Source organism: Streptomyces sp. NPDC051214, assembly GCF_040682375.1.
In the GTDB taxonomy this organism is placed as follows: Bacteria; Actinomycetota; Actinomycetes; order Streptomycetales; family Streptomycetaceae; genus Streptomyces.
The window spans coordinates 76,364-100,996 of the sequence record NZ_JBFBAT010000024.1; the positions used below are offsets into that span (position 1 = coordinate 76,364).

Sequence of the window (24,633 nt, forward strand, 5' to 3'; positions counted from 1 at the left end):
AGAACCTCCTCGATCAGGCCGCCGGTATCTCCTCGATCCGTGCGCGATTGAGCAGGCAGGTGGGCAGGTAGGGCTGCGGCATGTCGACGGGGAAGCCGTAGTCGTACGCGAGGCTCGTCATCGCGAGGACCCCCAGCGCCACCCGGGCGCGCGGCGCCGACGAGTCGCCCCAGTAAGTGCGGTGGTGATCGACCGCGTCGGCCAGGGCCTTCGTGAAAGCGTCGTGGTCGCGGGCGATCAGGCGGTGGAAGAGGGCGACGGGCTGGTAGTCGATGAGGTCCGCGAAGTCCTTGGGCGTGTGGGTCAGGGACTCCGGGTGGGACGTTTCCATCGTGGCGAGCAGCTTGGTCACGACGTCGTCGATGGGGCGCTCGGACCAGTAGGTCTGCAGGGTGTCGATCCAGTGCAGGACGTACGCGTCGACGGAGTCGTCCTGCCGCAGCACCTCGAGCGGCACCTGGCACAGCCGGTCGGCCCGGTCCTTTTCACGGCACGCGAGCGCCACGTAGAAGGCATCGAGCCAGGCGCGTGCCTGGGCGGGCGGCGTGGCGGGGGTCTCGGGCAGTTGCGGCACCATGTCCTCGCCCAGCCAGCACTTCTGGGCCGACGCGCCGGTGAACAGGGCCGTGCCGAGCTGTGCGGAGACGGCCCAGGCATCCCAGGTGTCGACGTGCGACGCCTTGGGGTCGGCGGCGCAGTGGGCGTGGGCGAGCGTGAGAGCCGAGGCGAAGGCGTCGCCCAGTCCGGCCGGGTCATCGGTGAGGCCGGCTATGGCGTCGGCCGTGGCGTGGGTGAGGGCGGCCACGTCGGGCGCCTTGGCCGCGGTGGCGGTGTCGAGCCGTCCGGCACGGTCGAGGCGCACCAGACCCTTCAGGCGGCCGAGCAGCTCCGGCGGCGGCTGCAGGGAGAAGGAGAGGGTGTCGTGGTCGATGACCGTGATGGACGTCAGGCGGCCCTGATGCCACCAGTAGACCCGGGGAGACAGCGAGCCCGGCCCGTCCTCGTACGCACCGAGGCCGTACGCGGCAAGGGCGTTGATGGCATCAGCCACCGAGCCGTCGGCGATCGGGTGGTAGGCCAGCAGGTGCCGGGTGGGCACGACGAAGAGGGCACCGGCGTCCGGGAGCGACTCATCGGTGACCTGCCGGACCGTTTCCGACAGGTACAGCGCCTTGCTCGCGACGAACGGGGAATCGCCGTACAGGGAGTGCAGCACCGCCCCGCCCTCGGTGGGCACTTCGTCGTGTTCGACGGGTACGCGCATCAAGTTCGCGTACGCCGCCTGCCCCAACTCCTCGATCCCGGCGCGCTCCACGTCGGGGTCGGTGAGCATGCGCACGCTGGTGGGCATGTCGAGGGAGTAGGCGAAAACGAGTCCCTCGGCCACCACGCGCGCGTAACTCATGGCACCGGCGATCTCCGGCGTGAGCGAATCCGTGGGTATCAGCCGCGCGTGCACACCGCGAAGGAGTTCAGCGGCGCTCTCGTCGCCGTTTCCTGCCTCCGCCAGGCGGCCGAAGTGGCCGGCGACCATCTCGGGCCAGTGCTCCTGCGGCGCCTGCCGGCACTTCTGCGCCAGGTTGTGCAGAAAGTGGGTGTGCCCCTCTTGCGTGTACGGCGCTGCGAGTGCGCGCAGGCGGTTGGCCTGGTGGGTGGTCAGCATCGGCAGCTCGTGGTCGGGAGCGTCCGGCATGCCAAAGGTGTTGTTTTCGTTCACCGTTGGGACTCTACGATCTGTGCGGGGGCGGTTCTGACGCCGGGTCGGGAGAGGGGTGCGGGGTGTCGGGCGGCCTCTGCTGCGGGCCTGCGGTCAGGGAGTGTCGCCGGACCAGTCCCAGCGACGGCGGCGGTCACCGGGCCGTGGGTCGTACATCGCTCGCCCGCCGGCACCGAAGTGCCCCAGCTCCGTGGGCAGGGCGACACCGCTCTCCTTCTCGCCCTTGGTCCAGCCGGTCATGTCGAGCAACAGGCCGTCCAGGGGGCCACCGACCAGCTCGCCGTAGTCCCGCCCGGGCTGGGGGCCCTGGCGGGGGTCGTCGTGGTCCTGGCCGTAGACCCGGCCGCGCAACAACTCCTCATCCCTGTCCATGTCTCCCAGCCTCGCAGCCGCCACTGACAATCCGGCTTCCGTGCCCGACGCCGGTCCTCACTCCCCGCCCGGCAGCGGCAGCTCCGGGTGGTGGCGCAGGGCTTCCAGGACCGCGCGCACCGCGGCGCGAGGCGGCGAGCCGTGGCGGATCGCCGCGGTGATGGTGCGCGTCATGGGAGTGGCGAGTTCCCTGGTGGCGACGGCGTAGCGGCGGTCGACCGCCAGGCCGGGCAGCAGCGCGATCGAGAGTCCGGCCTCGACGTGCTGCAGGGTCATCATGTAGTTGCTGAACCGGCACACCACGCGCGGCTCGAAGCCGGACTGACGGCACAGGCGAAGCGCCAGATTGGCCATGTACGACTGCGGGATGTCGAACGCCCACGCCTCGTCCGCGTACGCCGCGAGGTCCACGGCGCCGCGGCCGGTCGCCGGATGCCCCGGCGGGACCACCAGCAGGACCGGGTCCATGGCCAGCGGCACGATGTCGAGGTCCGGTCCCAGCGGCAGCTCGTCGAAGTCCGTGGTCGTGATGATGATGTCCGCGTCGCCGCCGCGCAGCGCGGGCATGCTCGCGTGCGGCTCCAGCTCCAGGAGCTCGACGTCGAGGTGCGGATGCTCGCGTGCGAGGCGGCTCACCGCGGGCACGGCCATGGTGTGGATCGCGCTCTGGAACGCCCCGAGCCGCACGAGCCCGGCCGGCTCCTCGCCGAATCCGCGCAGCTCCGCCTCCACGCTGCTCATGTGGTCGAGGATCGCCCGCGCCCGGCGGGCGAGGATCAGGCCGGCGGGGGTGAGTCGCACGCGGCGCCCCGTCCGTTCGAGCAGCTGGGTGCGTGTCTCGCTCTCCAGCACGGCGAGCTGCTGGGACACGCTCGACGGGCTCAGGTTGGCGGCCTGGGCGACCGCCCGCACGGTGCCCAGGGTGTCGAGCTGGCTCAGCAGGCGCAGCCTCCAGGGGTTCATCACGTATCCCATTGTTGTGCGGTTTTACCGAACAGGAAAGCCGGAATCGTGAGATGGACGTGTCGCTCGGAGGCCGCCTACCGTCGGTGACATGACCGCTTCGACCACAGCCCTGCCGTCCACCGACACCTTCTGGGCCGACGCCGAGAGGCATCTCGTGCGCTACGGCGGCGAGTTCACCCACGAGATCATCGAACGTGCCGCCGGAAGCTTCGTGTTCACCGCGGACGGCCGAAAGATCCTCGATTTCACCTCCGGCCAGATGAGCGCGATCCTCGGCCACTCGCACCCCGAGATCGTCGCGACCGTCCAGCGGCAGATCGCCTCCCTCGACCACCTCTTCAGCGGCATGCTCAGCCGCCCTGTGGTCGACCTCGCCCGGCGTCTGGCGCAGACTCTGCCCGCGCCGCTGGAGAAGGCGCTGCTCCTGACGACCGGCGCGGAGTCCAACGAAGCCGCCCTCCGCATGGCCAAGCTCGTCACCGGCAGGCACGAGATCGTCTCGTTCGCGCGCTCCTGGCACGGCATGACGCAGGCCGCCGCGTCCGCCACCTACAGCGCGGGCCGCAAGGGCTACGGTCCCGGCGCACCCGGCAACTTCGCCATCCCCGTGCCGAACAGCTACCGGCCCGACTTCACCACGGCCGACGGCGCCCTGGACTGGCGGCGCCAGCTGGACTTCGCCTTCGACCTGATCGACGCCCAGTCGACCGGCAGCCTGGCCGCCTGCCTCGTCGAACCCATCCTCAGCTCCGGCGGCATCATCGAGCCGCCGCCCGGATACTTCGCCGCTCTCCAGGCCAAGTGCCGGGAACGCGGCATGCTGTTGATCCTCGACGAGGCGCAGACCGGCCTGTGCCGCACCGGGACCTGGTACGCGTTCGAGCGCGACGGCGTCGTGCCCGACATCCTCACGCTGTCCAAGACGCTGGGCGCGGGACTGCCGTTGGCGGCCGTGGTGACCAGCGCCGAGATCGAGCGGGAGGCGCACGAGCGCGGCTTCCTGTTCTTCACCACGCATGTCGCCGACCCGCTGGTGGCCGCGGTCGGCAACACCGTCCTGGACGTCCTGACCCGCGACAGGCTCGACGAGCGCGCACGTACGCTCGGCGCGTTCCTCCACCAGGGCCTGACGGACATCGCCACGCGGCACGCGGTCGTCGGCGACATCCGCGGCCGTGGCCTGCTCGCGGGGCTCGAACTCGTCGTCGACCGCGAGACCAAACAGCATTCGAACGAACTGGGCGCACGGGTCACCCGACGCTGCCTGGAACTCGGCCTGCACATGAACATCGTCCAACTCGCCAACATGGGCGGGGTGTTGCGGATGGCACCACCACTGACCGCCACCGAGGAGGAACTGTCCCTCGGCCTGACAATCCTGGACCAGGCGATCGGCGAGGCCCGCGCTTCCCTCTGAGAACCCATCGTTGACCTGCTGTTGTTGATGTCAAAGTTGGCGGAAGTAACTCGCCGTCGGCAGCTTGACGCAGCCGAGGCTCTCGTACAGGCCGCGGGCCGGCGCGTGGAACGCGTCACCGCCTGTGCCGATCTCGACCATCCTCGCGCCGAGACCACGCAGCTCGCTGAAGGCGTGCCGGCACAGCGCGGTGCCGACCTGGTCGCGACGGTGGTCTGCTGCGACGGCGAGGATCTCGATCCTGCCGTGCCCGCGGAGCGGGTCTGCCTGCCAGCCGACATAGCCGACGATGCCGCTGTCGGTCTCTGCGACCGCCACGTACTTGTTCTGCTCCGGGTCATGCAGGCCAGGAACCTGCCGGCGGTAGTCGTCGCGCCAGTCGCCGTCCAGGACGTCGAAGACGGCGTCGCCCACCAAGGGGCGAAGCGACTCTTCGTGAAACGCCTGGAAGGTTTCGATGGTCAGCTGGGTCAGGCGGGCCAGGTCGCTCTGAACGAACTCTCGAATGAGCATGATGCGTGCCTCTCAGAACTGAGGGAGGGGAGACGGGACACCTGTGGCCCGCTCGCGACATGTCGCGGCGGCGGACCGACCCTCAGTGGCGAGTACGCCAGGAAACGAAGCACTGCATACGAGCGACGCTAACGGCGCGCACGCGCTCACGCCAGAGGTTTTCTGGCGAGGTGCGGGTTCATGGACGGGTTCTCACGGGGCTCGCGAGTGGTCAGAGCCCTCCATGGCGGTTCTCCAGGGCTGCCATGTCCCAGACCACCGACATGCCGTCTTGTTCTGCGTCCGCGTCCTCCCAGTGCGTAAGCCCCTCTTCGTCCGTGACGAGCACGTAGTCCAGGACATCCGCGGCAGAGCCGGCGGACAGGGCCTGCGCGGCCCAGCTGAGCAGGGCTTGCAGCGAGGTGTACTGGGGCCGGTCGTCGAAGCGTCCACCGTCACCGTGGGCATGCGCACCGATGCGACCGTACTGGTCACCCGGTGCCATCTCGATGAAGAGGGAACCCCCGGCGCCATCTCCGGCCAGAGGCAACCACGATGAACGCCAATAGCGCAGGTCATCGTGCACATCCCGCTGCTGCGACCCGATCCACCACACGTAGTCTTGCGCGATCTCGGCTGCGCCGGACAGGCGGTAGTTCCCGGGCAGTAGGCACTCCCCCGCGCCGTCATGACGGCGCAGGGATGCCACCAGGTCCTCGGGAAACACGAGCCCGCACTGGCGTTCCGCCGCGCGTACCGCGTCAGTGCCCGCGGCTGGGGGCAATGAGGCGTATGCGGCCGGTGCGTACTCACGCAACCAGTTCTCGATCCGCAGCCACGAGTCCTCAATCGTCATGTCGTCCATCGTCATCCGCGGGACCATCCGGACGCCAGACCGTCGTGACAGCCTGATGCGTTGTCAAGGACGTTCCGAGGGAGAGGCTCAGGCGGTCGCGCTTGGGCGGCTCAGGCGGGCGGCGTTGGCGGTGCGTTGGGCGAAGACGTCCTCGCGGTGGTCCGCCACCTGTCGCATGGCGTCCTTGCGGTCCCGTGTGGAGAGCCGGTCGAGGTACGTGTGGCCGGCGAGGTGATCGGTCTCGTGCTGCAGGCACCGGGCGAAGTAGCCCGTGCCCTCGATGACGAGAGGCTTGCCTTCCTTGTCGAGCCCGTGGACGACGGCCCGATCGGTGCGGGAAACCGTCATCGTGGCACCGGGCACCGACAGGCAGCCCTCAGATGCGTCGAGGAGTCGGCGATCGCCCGGGGCGGGCAGCTCCAGGACGGGGTTGATGATGTGGCCGACGTGTCGGATCCCGTCGTCGTCCGGGCAGTCGTAGACGAACAGCCGCAGGTCGACGTCCACTTGGTTGGCGGCGAGACCGGCGCCGTCGGCCACGTACATCGTCAGGAACATGTCGTCGATGAGCGCCGACAACTCCGCCGTTCCGAACTCGGTCTCGGTCACCTCCTGGCACGGGCGGCTCAGGATCTCCTCGCCCACCTCCGTGACCCGGCGGACCGCACCCCGCGCTGCCTCCGGCGGCAGTGCGGGGAACGTGTCGACGGGGCGCCCCTGCACGCGGACGCGCCGGTCCTCTTGCCGGGACCGCCCCGGGCCCTCGGACCAGCTTTCACACACCGACATCTCTGCCTCTCCCTCCGCTGACAGCAAGCCATCGAGACCTGCTTGCCAAGTTCTTTGCAAAGTAGCAGACTTTGCAAAGTGACCGAAGATGACCTCCAAGATGACTCCCCCGCGCACCCCGACCGAACGCGGAACACCGGCGACGCCCTGCGCGAGCACGACGTCCGTACGGCCCTGATGGGCCTGCTCGCCGAAGTCGGCACGGTGACGGCGACCGAGGCCGCCGCGCGGCTGGGCTACAGCTCGGGGCTCTGCTCGTTCCACCTCCGGCAGCTCGCACGTCACGGGCACATCGAGGAAGCCCCCCATCACGGTGGGCGCGCACGCCCCTGGCGCCTGCGGCAGGTCGACCCCGTCGGCGAAGGGCCCGCGGAGGAGGAGTTCGGCGAGCTGGCCCGCGGCCTGGAGGACGAGAGCTGGCAGCGCTGGCTTGCCCAGCGCGACCAGGCCCCGGCCGGATGGCGTCACGACGAGGCGTTCAGCGCCATCGCCTACCTGACGCCCGAGGAGATGAGCCGGGTCGCCGACACCGTCCGCCGGGCGCTCGCCCCCTACCAGGACCGCGAACACCGCCCCCTGGCCCGACCCGAAGGAGCCCACCCGGTGGCGCTGATCACCCGGCTGTTCCCCTTGCTGCCCCAGTCCGATTCAGGCGCGGATGATGGAGGGACTCCCCCGGCAGGTACCTAGTTGGTACCTTGGACGTATGCCGTCTCTGAACGTGACCTTCACCGATGAGGAGCTCAAGGGTGTCCGCGCGGCCGCGGCGGCCGAGGGCAAGAGCCTCAAGCAGTACCTCCACGACCTCGGAGTGCGTGAGATGGAGCGCCAGAAGTTCGTCGCGGGCGCCTCCGCCTGGGCCGACCGGCTGCGGGCCGAGTTCGACGCGGCCAATCCGGAGGAGATTCCGCCCTCCGCACGTCACGAGGGGTCCGCGGCCGCCTGATGGTTCTGTACGTAGACGTGTCCTGGCTGTTAGACGTTCAGGAGTTCGCGGTCGCCCCCGAGGACATGACGGTCTCGGACTACTCCGCGCTGGTCGCCGCGGTCGCGCGCCACAAGACGAAGCTGCCGACCCTGGAGTCCGCCGACCCGGACGCCGCCTGGCGCGCCGCCGCCCTGCTGCACACCATCGTGCGCCTGGAACCCCTGCCCTACCGCAACAGCCTGTACGCGGCGTTCGTCGCCGCCCAGTACATGGACCAGTCGGGCGAAGGCATCGATCCGCCCTACGGCGCACTGTCCGACCTCATCCGCAAGATCCGCGACAGCCGGCTCAGCGTCTACGCGGTCGCCGACCAGATCAGGTCCTGGAAGGTCTGATCACTGGGCTCACGCTCGGTAGAGCTCTTGGGCGCGGTAGAGCTCCTGGGCGCGGGCCAGGTCGGCGGGGCCGTCCTCGGGCAGGTGGAGGAAGTAGTCCGTCTGCCAGGCCTGCGCGCGGCCGGCCTGCCGGTTCGTGGTGACCACCCAGGGCGGGTAGACGCGAAAGGCCCGCTTGCCGCCCGTGCCGTCCTCGGACACGACGCCGTGCGCGCGCAGCGCGTCCTTGGGGAAGACGAACTGACCGAAGTGGCCGCTGTCCCGGGTGCTCACGACGAAGAGGTCGACCGGATCCGCGGCGTCGAAGGGCGCGATGGGCCCGGCCTGCGACCTCTTCCAGACGGTGACGAACTGGCCGACCTTGGTGGGGGTCGTCTTGGCGGCGCGGTAGCGGACGGGGCGACCGTCGAGCGTGAACTCATGGGCGGCGTAGTCGGCGCCCTCGGCCTCGGGCACCGGCCGTGAGCAGGTGAACCCGCAGGGGTCGTACACCAGCGTTTTGGCCGCTACGAGATCCCCGTGAGCGGCAGTGCCGTCGACCCACGGTTCGAAGGCGGACGAGTTCTCGCAGGTCGTAGACAGGGGTTCACCCTGTCACGGCGGCCGGGTCAGCCGACCGGCCGCCCTCAGGGACGCCGTCGGGTCGGCGAGCGCGCGGACCCTCACTGCCCCGCGAACGCGCTTTTCTTGAGCGAGGCCAGCAGGTGGGCGGTGTCGTCGTACACCTCCGCCGCTCCGGCCTCGGAGAGGTCCTCGCGGGGGATGCCACCGCTGAGCACGGCCAGGGGTGTGACGCCCGCCCGCCGTGCGGCCTTCATGTCCCAGACCGAGTCGCCGACGAACACGCTGTCCTCGGCCTTCGCACCGGCCAGTTCGAGCGCGTGGGCGACGGGCTCCGCCGCGGGCTTGCCCTCCTCCACGTCGTCGGCGCTCGCCGTCGCGGTGATGACGTCGTCGGCGTCCACGGCGGCGCGCAACGCGTCGAGCTCGGCGCCGCCCGCGGAGGTGGCCAGGACGATGGTCCACCCCTGCCCCGCCAGGGAGCGCAGCAGCTTTCCCGCGTCCTCGAACGCTTCGAGGCGGTCGAAGTGCGTGCCGTAAAGAGTCTTGTGCGCGGCACTGAGGGCGTCGTCCTGGTCCGTGTCGCGGTCCTCGCCGAGGAGGTGCTCGATCAGGTCGGTGCCGCCCAGGCCGATCGCGTGATGCACGGCGCGCATCGACACCAGGTGCCCGGCCTGCCGGAACGCCTCCCACCAGGCGGTCACATGCAGGTAGTTGGTGTCGACGAGCGTTCCGTCGACGTCGAACAGGGCGGCACGCGTCACGAGGGATCCCTTCATGGCCGGACGTGGAGTTGGTTTCACCGTAATAGCCCTACCGGCGGCTCGCATGGCCGCCGCCTGCGCGCGTGCAGGCGGGTGGGGCTGCGACCCTGGCCCTGGCCCTGGCCCTGCCCGCGGCCCCGACCACCGGGCGACACAGTGGCGCAAAGGTGGCGGTCTGTCATTCCGCTTCGCGGGTACCCGGCGCCTCGCCCCACCACGCATGCCGATCATTCCCGCCCGTTACCCGCCCTGGCGCCGAGGAGTCCCGGATGACGACGACGTTCCATCCCCGTGAGCAGCACAGCGTTTGGCCCAAGCGGTACAGGGGCGCGGACCGGTGAGGGGGCGCTCGCTGCTCTCCGGGGTGCTGGTGGGCGTCGGGTTCGCCGCGTTCATCGACGAGATGGTGTTCCACCAGTTGCTGCACTGGCATCACTTCTACGACAAGGCGTCGAGCGAGGCCGGCCTCGTCTCCGACGGGATCTTCCATGCCTTCGGCTGGCTCGCGATGGTGGCGGGCCTGTTCCTGTACGCGGACCTGTGGCGCCGGGGCGCCCGGCACCTCACCTCCTGGTGGGCGGGCCTGTGCCTGGGGCTCGGCGGCTTCCAGCTGTACGACGGCACGTTCCAGCACAAGGCGCTCGAGCTGCACCAGATCCGCTACGGCGTGGACCTCGCGCCGTACGACTGGACCTGGAACGTGATCGCCGTGCTGTTCCTGCTCAGCGGCGCACTGCTGCTGGTCCGGGCCCGCCGATGACGGCGGTGGTGCTGCTCGTGGCCGTGGGCTGTCTCGGCTATGCGGCGGCGGCCCGGCACCTGCGCCACCGCGGTGACCGCTGGCCGCGTCGGCGTGACGCGGCGGTCTGCGCGGGTGGCGCGGTGCTCGTGGTCTCGCTGGCCGCTCCGTGGCAGGCGTGGCCGCCGTTCACCGGGCACATGGTCACTCATCTGGGCGTCGGGATGGTCGCGCCCCTGCTCTTCGTGCTCGGCCGCCCGGTGACGCTGGCCCTGCGCGCATTGCCGGTCGCGCCACGGCGGCGGCTGCTCTCCTGCGTCCGTTCGCGGGCGGCGGCGCTGCTCGTGTGGCCGCCGCTGGCCGCGCTCGTGCACATCGCCGGACTGTGGGCGGTGTACCGCACGCCGCTCATGGACGCCGCGCATCACCGGCCGTGGCTGAACGCGCTCATCAGCGTGCATCTCCTGGCCTCCGGCGTGCTGTTCTCCTTCGCCGTCCTGGCCCTTGACCCGCTGCGCCACCGCGCGTCGTTCGCGCTGCGCGGCACGGCCCTGCTGGCCGCGTCGGCCGCACACGGCATCCTCTCCAAATCGCTCTACGCCACGGGCCCGCCCGGCAGCTCATTCGCCACGGCCGACCTGCACCGGGCGTCGTACGTCATGTATTACGGCGGGGACGTGGTCGGCATCGCGCTGGCGGTCATCCTGTGCCACCAGTGGTACGCGGCCGAGGGCCGGGCTCTCGTACGGGACAGGCGTGCCTCAGCTGCCACCTGAGGGCGACTGCCGCGTGAGGGGAATCTCGCGGGGTACCCGGCGTGCACCCCGTTCCCGGAATCCGGAGGTCCCATGCTGTCCCAGATCGTCACCGTGCCCAGCGGCGAGGGGGCACTCATCGGTGAACTGACCGTGCCGGACACGGTGTTCGGTGTCACGGTCCTCGCCCACGGCAGCGGCACCTACCTGCGCAGTCCCCACAGCCGGGCCCTGGCCGGCACGCTGCACAACTCCGCGGTCGGGACGCTGGTCATCGACCTGCTCAGCCCCGACGAGGCGGTCGCCGACAGGGCAACCGGTGGGCCGCGCGGCGAGGTCGACCTGCTGACGCGGCGGCTGATCGCGTCGGTGGACTGGCTGGCCGCCCACGTCTCCGACCTGCCGGTCGGCCTGTTCTGCGCCAGCACCGGGGCGGCGGCCGCGCTCGGCGCCGCCGCCGCGAGGCCCGGCCTCGTGGACACCGTGGTCTGCCCCGACGGCCGCCCCGACCTGGCCGGCGACGAGGTGATCGGCCATCTGCACGCTCCGGTGCTGCTCATGGTCGGGGGGCGTGACACCGAAGTGCTGCGGCTGAACCGGGAAGCCGCCAACCGGATGCGCGTGCTCAGCCGACTGCGCGTGATCCCCGACGCCACGCATCTCTGCGAGGAGCCGGGAGCGTTGGACGAGGTCGCCTCCCTGGCGGCCCGGTGGTTCGCCGGGATGGGGCAGGCGCAGATCTGAACGCCCGGCCGACGCACGTTCCGTAGGGCGGCGGGAGCGGTGGCCGCCGCGTTCCGCCCTGCGCCCCGCCCTCGCCACTCACACCCCTGCGCGCGAGCGACATGTGACCGGCATCACAGTGCGCCATCCCACATCCTCAGGTCATCATATGACCCGATCGCCGCACGGATTCAGAGCCGGAAAGCGCCACGAACGGCATGACGCGGGCCCGGCACAGCGAGACGAGGATGGGCATGAACGACCAGGACAGGCCGGCACGGCCGCGCGCAGGCGTGGTGGGGCTCGGGGCCATGGGCCTCGGCATGGCACGCAGCCTGCGCGACGCGGGCTTCGACGTAGGGGTCCACGACCTGCGCCCCGACGTAGCCGCGGCCTTCGCCGCGGACGGCGGCACCGCCTTCGCGTCCGCCGGTGAACTGGCGGCCTCTGTCGACGTGCTGGTCGGCGTCGTGGTCAACGCCGACCAGGTCGAGTCGGTCCTGTTCGGCGACGGCGGCGCGGCCGAGCGCCTGCACCCGGGTTCCGTCTACGTCATGTGCTCCACCGCCGACCCCACCTGGTCCGCCGAGCTGGAGCGGCGCCTTGCCGAGCGCGGCGTGCTCTACCTGGACGCGCCCATCTCGGGTGGCGCCGCCCGTGCGGCCACCGGACAGCTCACCATGATGACTTCGGGCGCCCCCACCGCGTACGCGATCGCCGACCCGGTGCTGGAGGCCATGAGCAGCACCGTCTACCGCCTGGGCGACCAAGCGGGCATCGGCTCCAAGGTGAAAGTCGTCAATCAGCTGCTCGCGGGGGTGCACATCGCCGCCGCGGCCGAGGCCATGGCGCTGGGCATCAAGGCGGGCGTACCCGCGGACGCGCTCTATGAAGTGATCACGCACAGCGCGGGCAACTCATGGATGTTCGAGAACCGCATGGCGCATGTGCTCGCCGGCGACTACACGCCGTTGTCCGCGGTCGACATCTTCGTCAAGGACCTGGGTCTGGTGCTCGACGCGGCCCGCCCGGAGAAGTTCCCCCTCCCCCTGGCGGCCACCGCCCACCAGATGTTCCTGCAGGCGTCCGCCTCCGGTCTGGGCGGCGAGGACGACAGCGCGGTGATCAAGATCTTCCCGGGGATCGAGCTGCCCGGTCAGGAGGAGAACTGACATGGGGATCCGACTCGGTTGCATCGCCGACGACTTCACCGGCGCCACGGATTTGGCCAACAACCTGGTCCGCGCGGGCATGCGCGTGGTCCAGCTGATCGACGTACCGCCCGCGGACGTCGAAGTGCCTGTCGACGCCGACGCCGTCGTCATCGCGCTCAAGTCCCGGACCACCCCGGCCTCCGAGGCCGTCGCGGCCTCGCTGCGGGCACTGGAATGGCTGCGCTCCGCGGGCGCCGAGCAGATCTACTTCAAGTACTGCTCGACGTTCGACTCGACACGGGCCGGCAACATCGGTCCCGTCACCGAGGCCCTGATGGACGCCCTCGGCACCGACTTCACGGTCGCGACCCCGGCGTTCCCCGACAACGGGCGCACCGTGTTCAAGGGGCATCTCTTCGTCGGCGACGTTCTCCTGGGCGAGAGCGGCATGCGGCATCACCCGCTGACGCCGATGACGGATTCCAACCTGGTGTCCGTGCTCGGTGCGCAGACCGCCCGCCCGGTCGGCCTCATCGACCACACCGTGGTCGCCGCCGGCGCCGAGGCGATCCGGGAACGCGTCGACACCCTGCGCGAGGAGGGGGTGGGCGCCGCGATCGTCGACGCCGTCTCCAACGACGATCTTCTGCGGCTCGGTGCGGCGGTCAAGGACCTGCCGCTGGTGACGGCGGGGTCGGGGCTCGCGATCGGTCTGCCGGCGAACTGGGGGTTCGAGCCGTCCCCGGCCGCCGCCCAACTGCCGCCGCCCGCCGGTCATCAGGCCGTCGTCTCCGGATCGGTGTCCACCGCCACCAACGGTCAGGTCCAGGCCTTCCTGGACAGCGGACGGCCCGCGTTCAGCGTGGATCCCCTGCGGATCGCGGCCGGGGAGGACGTGGCCGGGCAGGCGCTCGCCTTCGCCGCCGAGCGGCTGTCCCAAGGGCCGGTCCTCGTCTACTCCACCGTGACGCCCGACGCGGTCAAGGACGTCCAGGGCCGCCTCGGGGTCGCCGAGGCCGGTGAGCTCGTCGAACAGACCCTGGCCCGCGTCGCCCAAGGACTCGTCGAGTCGGGCGTCCGCCAACTCGTCGTCGCCGGTGGCGAGACCTCGGGCGCGGTCGTGCAGGCGCTGGGCCTGACGGGCCTGCGCATCGGACCGCAGATCGACCCGGGTGTGCCCTGGTGCGCCGCGGCGCTGCCCGACGGCGACCCGCTGCACATCACGCTGAAGTCGGGCAACTTCGGCGGACCCGACTTCTTCACCGCGTCCTTCGCCCGCCTCAGCCGGGAGAGGTCATGACCGATCCGCTGAACTCCGCCCCCGGTGGTCCGGACGGTGTGGACGCGGCACGCGCCGAGATCGTCCGGGTGGGCACCAGCCTGTTCGCCCGGGGGTACGTCCACGCCAGCGCGGGCAACATCAGCGCACGCATCGACGCCCCCGGAGACGCCTCCCGAGGCGACTCCGGAGGCGGTCCCCGGGGCGATTACCACCTGATCACGCCCACCGACGCCGCGTTGGGCTTCCTGCGGCCCGAACGCCTCGCGCTGGTCGACGCCGCAGGCGATCAGATCGCGGGCGACCGCGCCAGCAAGACCCTCACCCTGCACCGCCGGATCTGTGCCGCCGACCCCACGGCACGGTTCGTGATCCACACCCACTCCACGCATCTCGTCGCGCTCACCCTGGCCGGCGTGTGGAGTCAGGACGACGTGCTTCCGCCTCTCACGCCGTACTACGTCATGAAGGTCGGGCACGTCCCGCTCATCCCCTACCACCGGCCCGGCGATCCCCGCGTGGCCGACCTGGTGACCGGCCATATCGCTGATCGTGCGGCGGGACGCACGCCGATCAGGGCCGTGCTGCTCGACCGTCTGGGCCCGGTGGTCTGGGGCCCGGACGCCGCATCCGCTCTCGCCGTCCTCGAAGAACTCGAGGAAACGGCACGCCTCTGGCTCCTGACCGACCGTCGCCCCGAGCCGCTCCCCTCCCCCGCTCTCGACGAACTGAGGTCCGTGTTCGGCGCCTCTTGGTGACCGCACACGCACCGCGCACCGCCCGTCGGAGAATCCCCTGAGCCGCAGTAAGGATTCCGCATGTCCACGCCCACCGCGACGGCCGAGACCCCCGAACTCGCCCGCGAGAACGCCGTGTTCCGCAAGGTCGTTCTCCGCATCGTCCCCTTCCTGATCCTCTGTTACGTCTTCTCCTACCTGGACCGCGTCAACGTCGGCTTCGCGAAGCTGCAGATGTCCGACGACCTGGGTCTGAGCGAGGCGGCGTACGGCCTCGGCGCCGGACTCTTCTTCATCGGCTACTTCCTCTTCGAGGTCCCCTCGAACCTGATGCTGCAACGCGTCGGCGCACGCACCTGGATCGCCCGCATCATGATCACGTGGGGCCTGGTCTCGGGAGCGTTCTCGTTCGTCACGAACGAGACGACGTTCTACGTGCTGCGCTTCCTCCTCGGAGCCGCCGAGGCGGGCTTCTACCCCGGCGTGATCCTGTACTGCACCTACTGGTTCCCCTCCCACCGCCGGGCCCGCGTGATCGCGATGTTCATGTCGGCGATCCCCGTGGCCGGCATCTTCGGCAACCCGCTCTCCGGCTGGATCATGGACACCTTCGACGGGGTCAGCGGATGGCACGGCTGGCAGTGGATGTTCCTGCTCGAGGCGATTCCCGCGCTCCTCATCGGAGTCGCCACGATGTTCTACCTCGACAACGGCGTACGCAGCGCCAAGTGGCTCTCCGGTGAGGAGAAGGACATCGTCGAGGCAGCCATCGCCAGGGACACCGCCCACCAGAAGCACGGCCGCGTCTGGGACGGCTTCCGTGACCCCAAGGTGTGGCTCATGTGCCTCATCTACTTCTGCTTCGTGATGGGCCAGTACGCCCTGACCTTCTGGATGCCCACCTTCGTCAAGTCGACCGGCATCGACGACAACTTCACGATCGGCGTGCTCAGCGCCGTGCCGTTCGTGGCCGCGCTGATCGCCATGAACCTCTTCGGCCGCTCCGCGGACAAGCGCCGCGAACGCCGCTGGCACCTGGTCGTCCCCAGCCTCATGGGCGCCGTCGGCTTCTCCCTGGCCGCCGGATGGAGCGGATCCACCGTGCTCTCCCTGATCGCCCTGTCCTTCGCCGCGGCCGGCGTACTGACCTGCGCCCCGCTGTTCTGGTCACTGCCCACCGCGTTCCTCGGCGGCACCGCGGCGGCGGCCGGGCTCGCCCTGATCAACTCCGTGGGCAACCTCGCCGGCTTCGTCAGCCCGTACATGATCGGAGGGCTCAAGGACGCCACCGGCTCGACCTCCATCCCGATGTACGTCCTGGCCCTGAGCCTGGTGATCGGCGCGGCCGCCGTGCTGACCACCAAGAAGGACGTCGTCAACCGTTGACCGGGCCCCGGCCCGGCCCCACCGCAGGAGCAAGCATGCCGAGGTTCGCCGCGAACCTGTCCATGATGTACACCGAGCACGACTTCCCCGACCGCTTCGCCGCCGCGTCGGCCGACGGCTTCGAGGCCGTCGAGTACCTCTTCCCCTACGCCCACGAGGCCGCCGAGCTGCGCCGCCTGCTCGACGAGAACGGGCTGCGCCAGGTCTTGTTCAACGCGCCGCCCGGCGCCTGGGAGTCCGGAGAGCGGGGCATCGCCTCGCTGCCCGGCCGCGAGGGCGAGCTGCGCTCCGGCATCGAGCGGGCGCTGGAGTACGCGGCTGTGCTCGGCTGCGGACAAGTCCATGTGATGGCCGGCCTCCTGCCACCGCAGGCCACGCCCGACCAGCGGGCCGCACATCGCGCCACCTATCTGGCCAACCTGGCGTGGGCCGCCGACCGGGCCGCCGCCGTGGACGTCGACCTCCTGATCGAACCGATCAACGGCCGCGACATGCCGGGCTACTTCCTGCACCACCAGGCCGCGGCGCACGCTCTCGTACAGGAGGTGGGCGCCGCGAACCTCAAGGTGCAACTCGACCTGTATCACTGCCAGATCGTGGAGGGCGACCTCACCACGACACTGCGCCGCGACCTTCCCACCGGCCGCGTCGCCCATCTGCAGATCGCCGGCGTGCCCGACCGCCACGAGCCCGACCGCGGCGAACTCAATGTCGGCCATCTCTTCGACACCGTCGACGAGTTGGGCTTCGACGGCTGGATCGGCTGCGAGTACATCCCCCGCGCCGGTACATCCGAGGGGCTCGGCTGGCTCAAGAATTACCGCCCGCTCAAGAACGCGCGCCTGCCCAAGAACGAACGAGGAGATTACGCATGAGGATCGTCATCACCGGCGGCTTCGGCTTCCTGGGACAGCAGGTCGCCGATGCCCTGCTCAAGCGGCGGACCCTGTGCGGTGCGCCGATCGGCCGACTGGTGCTCGCCGACCGCTTCGTGCCCGACGGGACGCCGCTGGCGGCCGACCCGCTGGTGGACATCGTCCGGGGCGACCTGCGCGAACGCCTCGACGCGATCTTCGCGCAGCCCGTGGACGTCCTGATCCACCTGGCGTCAGCGGTCTCCGCCGAGTGCGAGGCCGACTTCGACCTCGGCATGAGCGCCAACCTGGACACCACCCGCGCCCTGCTCGACGCCGCCCGCGCCCAGTCCGCCGCGGGCGGGCCCCTCCCCCGGGTGGTGTTCTCCAGCAGCGTCGCCGTCTACGGCTCCGATGCCGCACTGCCGTTGCCGCCCGTGGTCAGCGAGTCAACGCTGCCGACCCCGCAGTCCAGTTACGGGACGCAGAAGCGCGTGTGCGAGCAGTTGGTCGCCGAGTACACCCGGCGGGGCTTCGTCGACGGGCGTGTGGCGCGCCTGATGACCGTCTCGGTGCGGCCGGGCAAGCCGAACGCGGCGGCCTCCGGCTTCCTGTCCGGCATCATCCGCGAGCCCCTCGCCGGTCTGCCGGCCACCTGCCCGGTCAGCCCCGGCCTGCGGGTCGCCCTCGCCTCACCGCGGCGCACCGTCGAAGGCATCCTCCGCATCACCGAGGCAGAGCGCGGGCCCGGCGGCCTCGAGGGCGGGCTTCCGGTCAACCTTCCGGCGCTGACGGTCACGGTCGCCGAGATGCTGCGGACACTGCGCGAGGTGGCCGGTGACGCCGTCGCCGACCGGGTGACGGTGGCGCCCGACCCCGCCGTCGAGGCGATCGTCGGCTCGTGGCCCGCCGCCTTCGACAACGCGCGCGCCACCGCGCTCGGCCTGCGGCCCGACGAGAGCTTCGAGGCGGTCGTCCGGGCGTACGTGGAGGACCACCCCGAGGCCGTCGCGCCCGCGGACCTGCCCGCGACCGGGGCGATCAGGCCCTGACGGATAGACTGACGAGCATGTTCTCCAAGGTGAGTGGCCCCATTCGGCTCGCGGACCGGGTCGCCGCGATCCTCTCGGAGGAGATCGAGTCTGGCCGTCTCGCCGAGGGCGACAAGCTGCCGACCGAGGTCGAGTTGGTCAAGCAGCTGGGCGTCAGCCGCACCGTGATCCGCGAGGCCGTCTCCCGGCTGCGCAACGCGGGCCTGGTCGAACCGCGCCAGGGCCGGGGCGTGTTCGTCATGCCCCGGCGCACCCGGCCGCTCGACCTGGAGGCCGAGGCATCCGGCACCAAGTCCAAGGTGCTGCAGATCGTGGAGGTACGCCGCGCCATGGAGGGCGAGGCGGCCTCGCTGGCGGCCGTCCGGGCCACGCCGGAGGATGTCGCCCGGATGCGGCAGGCACTGGCCGCGATCGACAAGGCGGTGGCGGACGGCGGCGACGGGGTCGACGAGGACCTGGCCTTCCACCAGTCGATCGCCGAGTCGACCGGCAACGCGGTGATGGTCTCGACCGTGCGGTATCTGGGCGAGGTCATGCGCGGCGGCATCCGCGTCACACGGGCCAACGAAGCACGGCGCGACGACTTCATCGAGGCGGTCCGGGTGGAGCACCACGCGATCCTGGCGGCCGTCGAGTCGGGCGACGCGGAGGCGGCCCGCAGCGCCGTACGCCGTCACATGAAGCACGCGGCGTCCCGGCTGCAGGACGCGGACGAGGGCTTTTGGACCCAGACGGACGAGCTGCAGGTCGACTTGGACCGCTCCTGACCCGCCCCCGTCACCTGACCGGGGGACGGGACAGGACGATCAGGGACCGCGGCTGCACGCTCAGCGTCGTCTCGGCCTTGTGCTCCGTCTCGTCCGGCGGGCCGCCCGTCTCGTAGGTGTCGAGCAGGGTCGTCCAGCACGCTCCGTACGTGACGTCGGGAAGCCGGAATTCCATCGGCTCCCAGTAGCAGTTGAACAGCACGAGGAAGGAATCGTCGACGACGGTGCGCCCGGCGCGGTCGGGTTCGGCGATGGCGTCGCCGTTGAGGAAGACGGCCACCGCGTGCGCGTCGGGCCGGTCCCAGTCCTCCGTCGTCATCTCCTCGGCGTCCGGGCGCAGCCAGACCAGGTCCGGCAGCGGCTGTCCCTGGCGGGTGACGGTGTCCCCGCGGAAGAAGCGGCGGCGGCGCAGGATCGGGTGTTCGGTGCGCAGCGCCACCACCCGGCGGGTGAAGTCCAGGAGTTCCGTGCGTTCCTCGTCGAGGTCCCAGTCGATCCACGTCGTCTCGTTGTCCTGGCAGTACGCGTTGTTGTTGCCGCGCTGGGTGCGGCCCAGTTCATCCCCGTGGCCGAGCATCGGGATGCCCTGGGAGAGCATGAGCGTGGCCAGGAAGTTGCGCTGCTGCCGTGCCCGCAGTTCGCGCACCTGGGGGTCGCGCGTGGGGCCTTCCGCGCCGCAGTTCCAGGAGCGGTTGTCGCTCTCGCCGTCCCGGTTTCCCTCGCCGTTGGCCTCGTTGTGCTTGGTGTCGTACGAGACCAGGTCGCGCAGGGTGAAGCCGTCGTGGGCGGTGATGAAGTTGACGCTGGCGCGCGGGCGGCGCCGGTCGCGCTGATAGAGGTCGGCGGAGCCCGTCAGGCGTGAGGCGAACTCGGCGAGTGTCCGGTCGCCGCCGCGCCAGAAGTCCCTCACACAGTCGCGGTACTTGCCGTTCCATTCGGACCACAGCGGCGGGAAGTTGCCCACCTGATAGCCGCCGTCGCCGAGGTCCCACGGCTCGGCGATCAGCTTGACGCGGCTGATCACGGGGTCCTGCTGGATGAGGTCGAAGAAGGCGGAGAGCCGGTCCACCTCGTGGAACTGCCGGGCGAGGCTGGCGGCCAGGTCGAAGCGGAATCCGTCCACGTGGCATTCGGTGACCCAGTAGCGCAGGGAGTCCATGAGCAGCTGAAGGACGTTGGGGTGGCGCATCAGCAGGCTGTTGCCCGTCCCCGTGGTGTCGTAATAGCGGCTGAAGTCGTCATCGGACAGCCGGTAGTAGGAGGCGTTGTCGATGCCGCGGAAGGAGAGGGTGGGGCCGTTCTCGTTGCCTTCGGCGGTGTGGTTGTAAACCACGTCGAGGATCACCTCGAGGCCTGCCGCGTGCAGGGTCTTGACCATGGTCTTGAACTCGGTGACCTGCTGGCCGAGTGTCCCGTGGGCCGCGTAGGTGTGGTGCGGCGCGAAGAACCCGATCGTGTTGTAGCCCCAGTAGTTGGACAGTCCCTTGTCGAGCAGAAATCCGTCCTGGACGTACTGGTGCACCGGCATCAGCTCGACCGCGGTGACCCCCAGGGTGGTCAGGTGGTCGATGACCGCCGGTGCGGCCAGGCCGGCGTAGGTGCCGCGGAGCTCTTCGGGGACGCCGGGGTGGGTGCGGCTCAGTCCGCGTACGTGCGTCTCGTAGATGACCGAATCGGCGTAGGCGTGCGAGGGCGGGTTGTCACCCGTCCAGTCGAAGGCCGGATCGATCACGACACCGCACAGGGCGGCCGGCCCGGCGCCGTCGCGGGACGCCTTGTCGTCGCGGAGGTCATGGACCGCTCTGGCGTAAGGATCGAGGAGGAATTTTCTCGGGTCGCAGCGATGCCCGGCGGCGGGCATCCATGGGCCGTGGACCCGATAGCCGTAGCGCTGGCCCGGCCCGATGTCCGGCAGGTAGCCGTGCCACACCGTGCCGTCGGCCTCCGCCAGGGTCACGCTCCGTTCGCTGCCGTCCTCGTCCACAAGAATGAGGTCGACCTGCTCGGCCACCTCGCTGAACAGGGCGAAGTTCGTTCCTTCGCCGTCGTAGGTGGCGCCCAGCGGGAAAGGTCGGCCGGTCCATACGCGCACAAAGGTCTCCCGTCGATGGCCCTCAGGTCTCTTGGTTCGACCTTCGGGCATGCGGCGGGTGCGCGCCCTTCCGGGAGCGCACCCGCCGTAACCTCCGGGTCAGGCAGAGCCTGCGACCTCGAGCGGCGTCACCACGTCCGGCGCGCCCACGGCGATCGGCTGCGCGATGGTGCGGGGCAGGGGCCGCGCCTCGATCGTGTCGGGCTCCGGACCCTTGGGAACCAGGGGTTCACGAAGCTCCGTACGGCTGCGCAGCGAGAACCAGACGATGTGCCGGTCGTCCGCGGTGCAGCTGCCCCAGCCGTCACTGAGCGCAGCGATCTCGGCCAGCGAGTGCGACTCCACACCGTGCTCACCCAGGACGGCCGGATCGCCGTGCGAGACCGCGGTGATCAGGTGCTGACCCGTCCACCAGGTCTCGATCGCGGTCCGCCCGGCACCGATGTTCCGGGCCGCGGGCTCCAGCAGGAGACCGATCCCGCGTGACACGTCGGACACATGCTGTTCCAGCCCCCAGTACCTCAGATGGGCGGCCAGGATGCGCCGGATCTGACCGACGCGTTCCGGCTCCAGATCCACGTCGAGGTGGTAGTAGCGGGGCACTGAATGGTGCTTCATCGTTCATGCTCCTCACCGCGGAGCCCACGCTGCGGCGCTTCGGCGCGGAGCCGGGACACGCACGGAACGTGAGCAGTGAACGCTCGAGAGTCAGCACCAGCGTCACCCCCCTACTCCATTCGTGCAACACGAGAGTGATCGGCCGCGCACTCTGCGTTCAACAGGACGGCGAGCGCTTCACCTCGCACCATGGGGGAGGGAGTGAACCCGCCGTGATGGGTCGCTCCCCCTCCGTGAACGGTCCGCGAGCCCGCCAGGGCTCGCCGTCGCGGGAGGCCCAGGAGGTCGAGTGCGATGCGGGCGGAGCGCGCCACAGAAGACGTCGGTCGGCAACTGGTGAGGTACCGCGCCTGGCAGCGCCGCTTCCTCGCCTCGCCCGGCGACCCCGCGGTGCGCGCACAGTTCGAGGACGCCGTGGCCGCCCTGTGCGCGGTGACGAGCCGGCGCTGCGGGCGAGAGGCGGCCGAGGCCGCCGAACGCCGGCGTGAGCCCGAACCGGCCGGCCGCAGGTCCCCGCCCGGCGGCGATTGACGCGGCACGTGAGGCCGCAGCGAAGCGAAGACGATCAACGCGCACGGTACGACCCGGAGGTGGACAGCATGTCGGTGGACCCCAGCCACATCCGCATCCCCATCGAGGATGTGCGGCCCTGTGTCCACGGCGGCCTGCGTCCGGCGAAGGCAGTTGTCGGCGAGGCCGTCGAGGTGACGGCCCTCGTGTTCGCCGAGGGCTCCGCGGTGCTCGGCGCTGAGGCGGTCCTGTACGCGCCCGACGGCCGCACCGTCCGGCGCCACGCCATGCGGGAGAGGGAACCGGGCACGGACCGGTGGGCCGCCGACGTCACTCCGGACACGATCGGCCGCTGGACCTTCGCCGTCGCCGCCTGGACCGACCCCATGGCCGCCTGGCAGCGCGACGCGGTGATCAAGGTGCACGCCGACGTGGACACCGGGGTCACCCTCGAAGACGGCATCCAGCTCTTCGAACGGGCCCTCGCCCAGGCCCCCGACGACACCGCGCGGTCCACCCTGCACACGGCGCTCGGTCTGCTGCGCGATGACGCCCGCTCCCCGCTGGATCGTCTGGCGGCGGCCACGGCACCGGAGGTGCGCGCGCTCCTGTCGGCCCACCCCCTGCGCGAACGCCGCACCGAGAGCGTCGCGTTGCCGCTCCTTGTGGAGCGGGAGCGGGCGTTGTTCGGGTCCTGGTACGAGTTCTTCCCGCGCTCGGAGGGTGCCGTCGTCCGGGAGGGTGAGCCGCCGCGGTCGGGCACCTTCCGTACCGCCGCCGAGCGCCTCCCCGCGATCGCCGCGATGGGGTTCGACGTCGTCTACCTGCCGCCCATCCACCCCATCGGCACCACCTTCCGCAAGGGCCCCAACAACTCCCTGTCCCCAGGCCCCCACGACGTCGGCGTGCCCTGGGCCATCGGCTCCCCCGAAGGCGGCCACGACGCCGTCCACCCCGACCTGGGCACCCTGAAGGACTTCGACGCCTTCGTGCACCGGGCCCGCGACCTGCACCTGGAAGTCGCCCTCGACTTCGCCCTGCAGTGCTCCCCCGACCACCCCTGGGCCGACAAACACCCCGAGTGGTTCCAGCACCGCGCCGACGGCAGCATCGCCTACGCCGAGAACCCCCCGAAGAAATACCAGGACATCTACCCCCTGGCCTTCGACCGCGACATGCCAGGCCTGATCACCGAGACCGTACGCCTGCTGCGGTTCTGGATGGACCACGGCGTACGCATCTTCCGCGTCGACAACCCGCACACCAAACCCGTCGCCTTCTGGGAGCAGGTCCTCGGCACCATCAACGCCACCGACCCCGACGTCATCTTCCTGGCCGAGGCCTTCACCCGCCCGGCCATGATGCGCACCCTGGCCGCCATCGGCTTCCAGCAGTCCTACACCTACTTCACCTGGCGCAACACCAAGCAGGAACTGACCTCGTACGTACAGGAGTTGGCCGAGGAGACGGCCGCCTACATGCGGCCGAACTTCTTCGTCAACACCCCCGACATCCTGCCCGAGTTCCTCCAGAACGGCGGCCGTCCGGCCTTCGAGCTGCGTGCGGTCCTTGCCGCGACCCTCTCTCCGGCGTGGGGCGTCTACAGCGGATACGAACTCTGCGAGAACACCCCCCTCCAGCCGGGCGGCGAGGACTACCTGGACTCGGAGAAGTACCAACTGCGCCCGCGCGACTGGGAATCGGCCGAGCACACCGGCCACACCATCGCGCCGCTGATCACCACACTCAACGCGATCCGTCGGCGCCATCCCGCGCTGCACCGGCTGCGCAGCGTCCACTTCCACTCCACGGACAACGACCAGGTGATCGCGTACAGCCGTCATGAGCCCGGCGACACGGTGCTGGTGGTCGTGAACCTCGACCCGCACCACCCCCAGGAAGCGACCGTCCACCTCGACCGCGCACGCCTGGGCATCACGCCGGGCGCCACCCTCCGGGTGCGCGACGAACTGAGTGACGCGACCTTCGTGTGGGGCGAGGCCAATTTCGTCCGTCTGACACCCGGTGTCTCCCCCGCGCACGTATGCGCGGTCGAGTGAGGAAGCACGCGCCCCCAGCCGTGCGGCAACGGAGGATGCATGACCATCAACAAGCCGGTATCCGACCTGTTCGAGGACACCCCCGCCAAGGACCGGGACCCCGAATGGTTCAAGCGCGCGGTCTTCTACGAGGTCCTGGTCCGCTCCTTCCACGACAGTGACGGCGACGGCATCGGCGACCTCAAGGGCATCACCGCGAAGCTGGACTATCTGCAGTGGCTGGGCGTGGACTGCCTGTGGCTGCCGCCCTTCTTCACCTCACCGCTGCGTGACGGCGGTTACGACGTCGCCAACTACATCGCCGTGCTGCCCGAATTCGGGGACCTCGGGGATTTCGTGGAGTTCGTGGACTCCGCGCATCAGCGGGGCATGCGCGTGATCATCGACTTCGTGATGAACCACACCAGCGACCAGCACCCGTGGTTCCAGCAGTCGCGCAGCGACCCCGAAGGACCCTACGGGGACTACTACGTCTGGGCCGACGACGACAAGCAGTACCAGGACGCCCGCATCATCTTCGTCGACACCGAGGTCTCCAACTGGACCTTCGACCCGGTGCGCAAGCAGTACTTCTGGCACCGCTTCTTCTCCCACCAGCCCGACCTCAACTACGAGAACCCGGCCGTCCAGGAAGAGATCATCTCCGCCCT

Annotated in this window: 27 protein-coding genes; 17 read left to right on the forward strand and 10 right to left on the reverse strand. The window is 70.3% G+C overall.

Translation table 11 applies throughout. The features are described from left to right. Positions 1 to 13: 13 nt before the first annotated feature. From AB0M70_RS40125 to AB0M70_RS40135, 3 genes are all read right to left on the reverse strand, one after another. Positions 14 to 1,717 carry an immunity 49 family protein gene (locus AB0M70_RS40125; RefSeq protein ID WP_365828451.1) on the reverse strand — a complete coding sequence of 568 codons (1,704 nt, stop codon included), beginning with the start codon at positions 1,715 to 1,717 and terminating at the stop codon, positions 14 to 16. Between the two features lie 93 nt (positions 1,718 to 1,810). Continuing rightward, positions 1,811 to 2,089 carry a hypothetical protein gene (locus tag AB0M70_RS40130; RefSeq protein ID WP_365828453.1) on the reverse strand — a complete coding sequence of 93 codons (279 nt, stop codon included), beginning with the start codon at positions 2,087 to 2,089 and terminating at the stop codon, positions 1,811 to 1,813. A 57-nt stretch (positions 2,090 to 2,146) separates the two neighbouring features. Beyond that, entirely contained in the window at positions 2,147 to 3,052 is a 906-nt protein-coding gene (locus AB0M70_RS40135; RefSeq protein ID WP_365828509.1) for a LysR family transcriptional regulator, read from the reverse strand. Positions 3,053 to 3,143: 91 nt separating this feature from the next. Between AB0M70_RS40135 and AB0M70_RS40140 the strand changes: the two genes are divergently transcribed. Further along, a complete protein-coding gene (locus AB0M70_RS40140) occupies positions 3,144 to 4,472 on the forward strand; it encodes an aspartate aminotransferase family protein (RefSeq protein WP_365828455.1) in 1,329 nt (442 codons plus the stop codon). Between the two features lie 30 nt (positions 4,473 to 4,502). On the opposite strand, the gene AB0M70_RS40145 is transcribed toward AB0M70_RS40140, so the two are convergent. From AB0M70_RS40145 to def, 3 genes are all read right to left on the reverse strand, one after another. Further along, a complete protein-coding gene (locus AB0M70_RS40145) occupies positions 4,503 to 4,985 on the reverse strand; it encodes a GNAT family N-acetyltransferase (RefSeq protein WP_365828457.1) in 483 nt (160 codons plus the stop codon). Between the two features lie 211 nt (positions 4,986 to 5,196). Next, positions 5,197 to 5,820, reverse strand: a complete 624-nt coding sequence (locus tag AB0M70_RS40150) for an SMI1/KNR4 family protein (RefSeq protein ID WP_365828459.1) — start codon at positions 5,818 to 5,820, stop codon at positions 5,197 to 5,199. Between the two features lie 87 nt (positions 5,821 to 5,907). Further along, on the reverse strand, positions 5,908 to 6,609 hold the full coding sequence (gene def, locus AB0M70_RS40155; RefSeq protein ID WP_365828461.1) for a peptide deformylase: 702 nt from the start codon (positions 6,607 to 6,609) through the stop codon (positions 5,908 to 5,910). A gap of 78 nt (positions 6,610 to 6,687) precedes the next feature. On the opposite strand from def, the gene AB0M70_RS40160 reads away from it, so the two are divergent. From AB0M70_RS40160 to AB0M70_RS40170, 3 genes are read left to right on the forward strand one after another with little or no spacing between them, the layout of a single operon-like run. Next, positions 6,688 to 7,299, forward strand: a complete 612-nt coding sequence (locus AB0M70_RS40160; protein ID WP_365828463.1) for a winged helix-turn-helix domain-containing protein — start codon at positions 6,688 to 6,690, stop codon at positions 7,297 to 7,299. Between the two features lie 16 nt (positions 7,300 to 7,315). Beyond that, positions 7,316 to 7,555: a hypothetical protein gene (locus tag AB0M70_RS40165; RefSeq protein WP_363212908.1), complete on the forward strand. Its 240-nt coding sequence runs from the start codon at positions 7,316 to 7,318 to the stop codon at positions 7,553 to 7,555. Next, a complete protein-coding gene (locus tag AB0M70_RS40170; RefSeq protein ID WP_365828467.1) occupies positions 7,555 to 7,932 on the forward strand; it encodes a toxin Doc in 378 nt (125 codons plus the stop codon). The genes AB0M70_RS40165 and AB0M70_RS40170 overlap by 1 nt, the downstream gene beginning before the upstream one ends. A gap of 9 nt (positions 7,933 to 7,941) precedes the next feature. On the opposite strand, the gene AB0M70_RS40175 is transcribed toward AB0M70_RS40170, so the two are convergent. Continuing rightward, positions 7,942 to 8,424 carry a MepB family protein gene (locus AB0M70_RS40175; protein WP_365828469.1) on the reverse strand — a complete coding sequence of 161 codons (483 nt, stop codon included), beginning with the start codon at positions 8,422 to 8,424 and terminating at the stop codon, positions 7,942 to 7,944. Between the two features lie 170 nt (positions 8,425 to 8,594). Then, positions 8,595 to 9,257 (reverse strand): HAD family hydrolase, encoded by a 663-nt coding sequence (locus AB0M70_RS40180; protein ID WP_365828471.1) that lies wholly within the window; start codon positions 9,255 to 9,257, stop codon positions 8,595 to 8,597. A 337-nt stretch (positions 9,258 to 9,594) separates the two neighbouring features. Between AB0M70_RS40180 and AB0M70_RS40185 the strand changes: the two genes are divergently transcribed. The 10 genes from AB0M70_RS40185 (at position 9,595) to AB0M70_RS40230 (ending at position 18,703) form a co-directional block, all read left to right on the forward strand. Continuing rightward, entirely contained in the window at positions 9,595 to 10,017 is a 423-nt protein-coding gene (locus tag AB0M70_RS40185; RefSeq protein ID WP_365828473.1) for a DUF2243 domain-containing protein, read from the forward strand. Continuing rightward, positions 10,014 to 10,772, forward strand: coding sequence for a cytochrome c oxidase assembly protein (locus AB0M70_RS40190; protein ID WP_365828475.1), 759 nt, complete (start codon positions 10,014 to 10,016; stop codon positions 10,770 to 10,772). The genes AB0M70_RS40185 and AB0M70_RS40190 overlap by 4 nt, the downstream gene beginning before the upstream one ends. A 72-nt stretch (positions 10,773 to 10,844) precedes the next feature. After that, positions 10,845 to 11,495: a hydrolase gene (locus AB0M70_RS40195; RefSeq protein ID WP_365828477.1), complete on the forward strand. Its 651-nt coding sequence runs from the start codon at positions 10,845 to 10,847 to the stop codon at positions 11,493 to 11,495. A gap of 233 nt (positions 11,496 to 11,728) precedes the next feature. Continuing rightward, positions 11,729 to 12,646, forward strand: a complete 918-nt coding sequence (gene ltnD, locus AB0M70_RS40200) for an L-threonate dehydrogenase (protein WP_365828479.1) — start codon at positions 11,729 to 11,731, stop codon at positions 12,644 to 12,646. 1 nt (position 12,647) lies between these two features. Continuing rightward, on the forward strand, positions 12,648 to 13,928 hold the full coding sequence (otnK, locus tag AB0M70_RS40205) for a 3-oxo-tetronate kinase (RefSeq protein ID WP_365828481.1): 1,281 nt from the start codon (positions 12,648 to 12,650) through the stop codon (positions 13,926 to 13,928). Then, positions 13,925 to 14,665, forward strand: a complete 741-nt coding sequence (locus AB0M70_RS40210) for an aldolase (RefSeq protein WP_365828483.1) — start codon at positions 13,925 to 13,927, stop codon at positions 14,663 to 14,665. Before otnK ends, AB0M70_RS40210 begins: the two co-directional genes overlap by 4 nt. Before the next feature lie 60 nt (positions 14,666 to 14,725). Continuing rightward, complete coding sequence (locus AB0M70_RS40215; RefSeq protein WP_365828485.1) at positions 14,726 to 16,030, forward strand: MFS transporter; 1,305 nt, start codon at positions 14,726 to 14,728, stop codon at positions 16,028 to 16,030. A gap of 35 nt (positions 16,031 to 16,065) precedes the next feature. Then, positions 16,066 to 16,905: a 2-oxo-tetronate isomerase gene (otnI, locus tag AB0M70_RS40220; protein ID WP_365828487.1), complete on the forward strand. Its 840-nt coding sequence runs from the start codon at positions 16,066 to 16,068 to the stop codon at positions 16,903 to 16,905. Then, on the forward strand, positions 16,902 to 17,936 hold the full coding sequence (gene denD, locus AB0M70_RS40225; protein WP_365828489.1) for a D-erythronate dehydrogenase: 1,035 nt from the start codon (positions 16,902 to 16,904) through the stop codon (positions 17,934 to 17,936). Before otnI ends, denD begins: the two co-directional genes overlap by 4 nt. Before the next feature lie 17 nt (positions 17,937 to 17,953). Beyond that, positions 17,954 to 18,703 carry a FadR/GntR family transcriptional regulator gene (locus AB0M70_RS40230; RefSeq protein ID WP_365828491.1) on the forward strand — a complete coding sequence of 250 codons (750 nt, stop codon included), beginning with the start codon at positions 17,954 to 17,956 and terminating at the stop codon, positions 18,701 to 18,703. A 10-nt stretch (positions 18,704 to 18,713) separates the two neighbouring features. Here AB0M70_RS40230 and glgX read toward each other — a convergent pair whose 3' ends face one another. Further along, positions 18,714 to 20,846 (reverse strand): glycogen debranching protein GlgX, encoded by a 2,133-nt coding sequence (glgX, locus tag AB0M70_RS40235; protein WP_365828493.1) that lies wholly within the window; start codon positions 20,844 to 20,846, stop codon positions 18,714 to 18,716. Between the two features lie 48 nt (positions 20,847 to 20,894). Then, the gene (locus AB0M70_RS40240; protein WP_365828495.1) at positions 20,895 to 21,413 is read right to left on the reverse strand and encodes a pep a2; all 519 of its coding nucleotides are present in this window, start codon (positions 21,411 to 21,413) and stop codon (positions 20,895 to 20,897) included. A gap of 294 nt (positions 21,414 to 21,707) precedes the next feature. Here AB0M70_RS40240 and AB0M70_RS40245 point away from each other — a divergent pair, with 294 nt between their 5' ends. The 3 genes from AB0M70_RS40245 to AB0M70_RS40255 form a co-directional block, all read left to right on the forward strand. Next, positions 21,708 to 21,944 (forward strand): DUF5133 domain-containing protein, encoded by a 237-nt coding sequence (locus AB0M70_RS40245; protein ID WP_365828497.1) that lies wholly within the window; start codon positions 21,708 to 21,710, stop codon positions 21,942 to 21,944. A gap of 68 nt (positions 21,945 to 22,012) precedes the next feature. After that, positions 22,013 to 23,983, forward strand: a complete 1,971-nt coding sequence (locus AB0M70_RS40250; RefSeq protein ID WP_365828499.1) for an alpha-1,4-glucan--maltose-1-phosphate maltosyltransferase — start codon at positions 22,013 to 22,015, stop codon at positions 23,981 to 23,983. Between the two features lie 39 nt (positions 23,984 to 24,022). Further along, on the forward strand, positions 24,023 to 24,633 hold a 611-nt coding region (locus AB0M70_RS40255), incomplete at its 3' end, for an alpha-amylase family glycosyl hydrolase (RefSeq protein WP_365828501.1).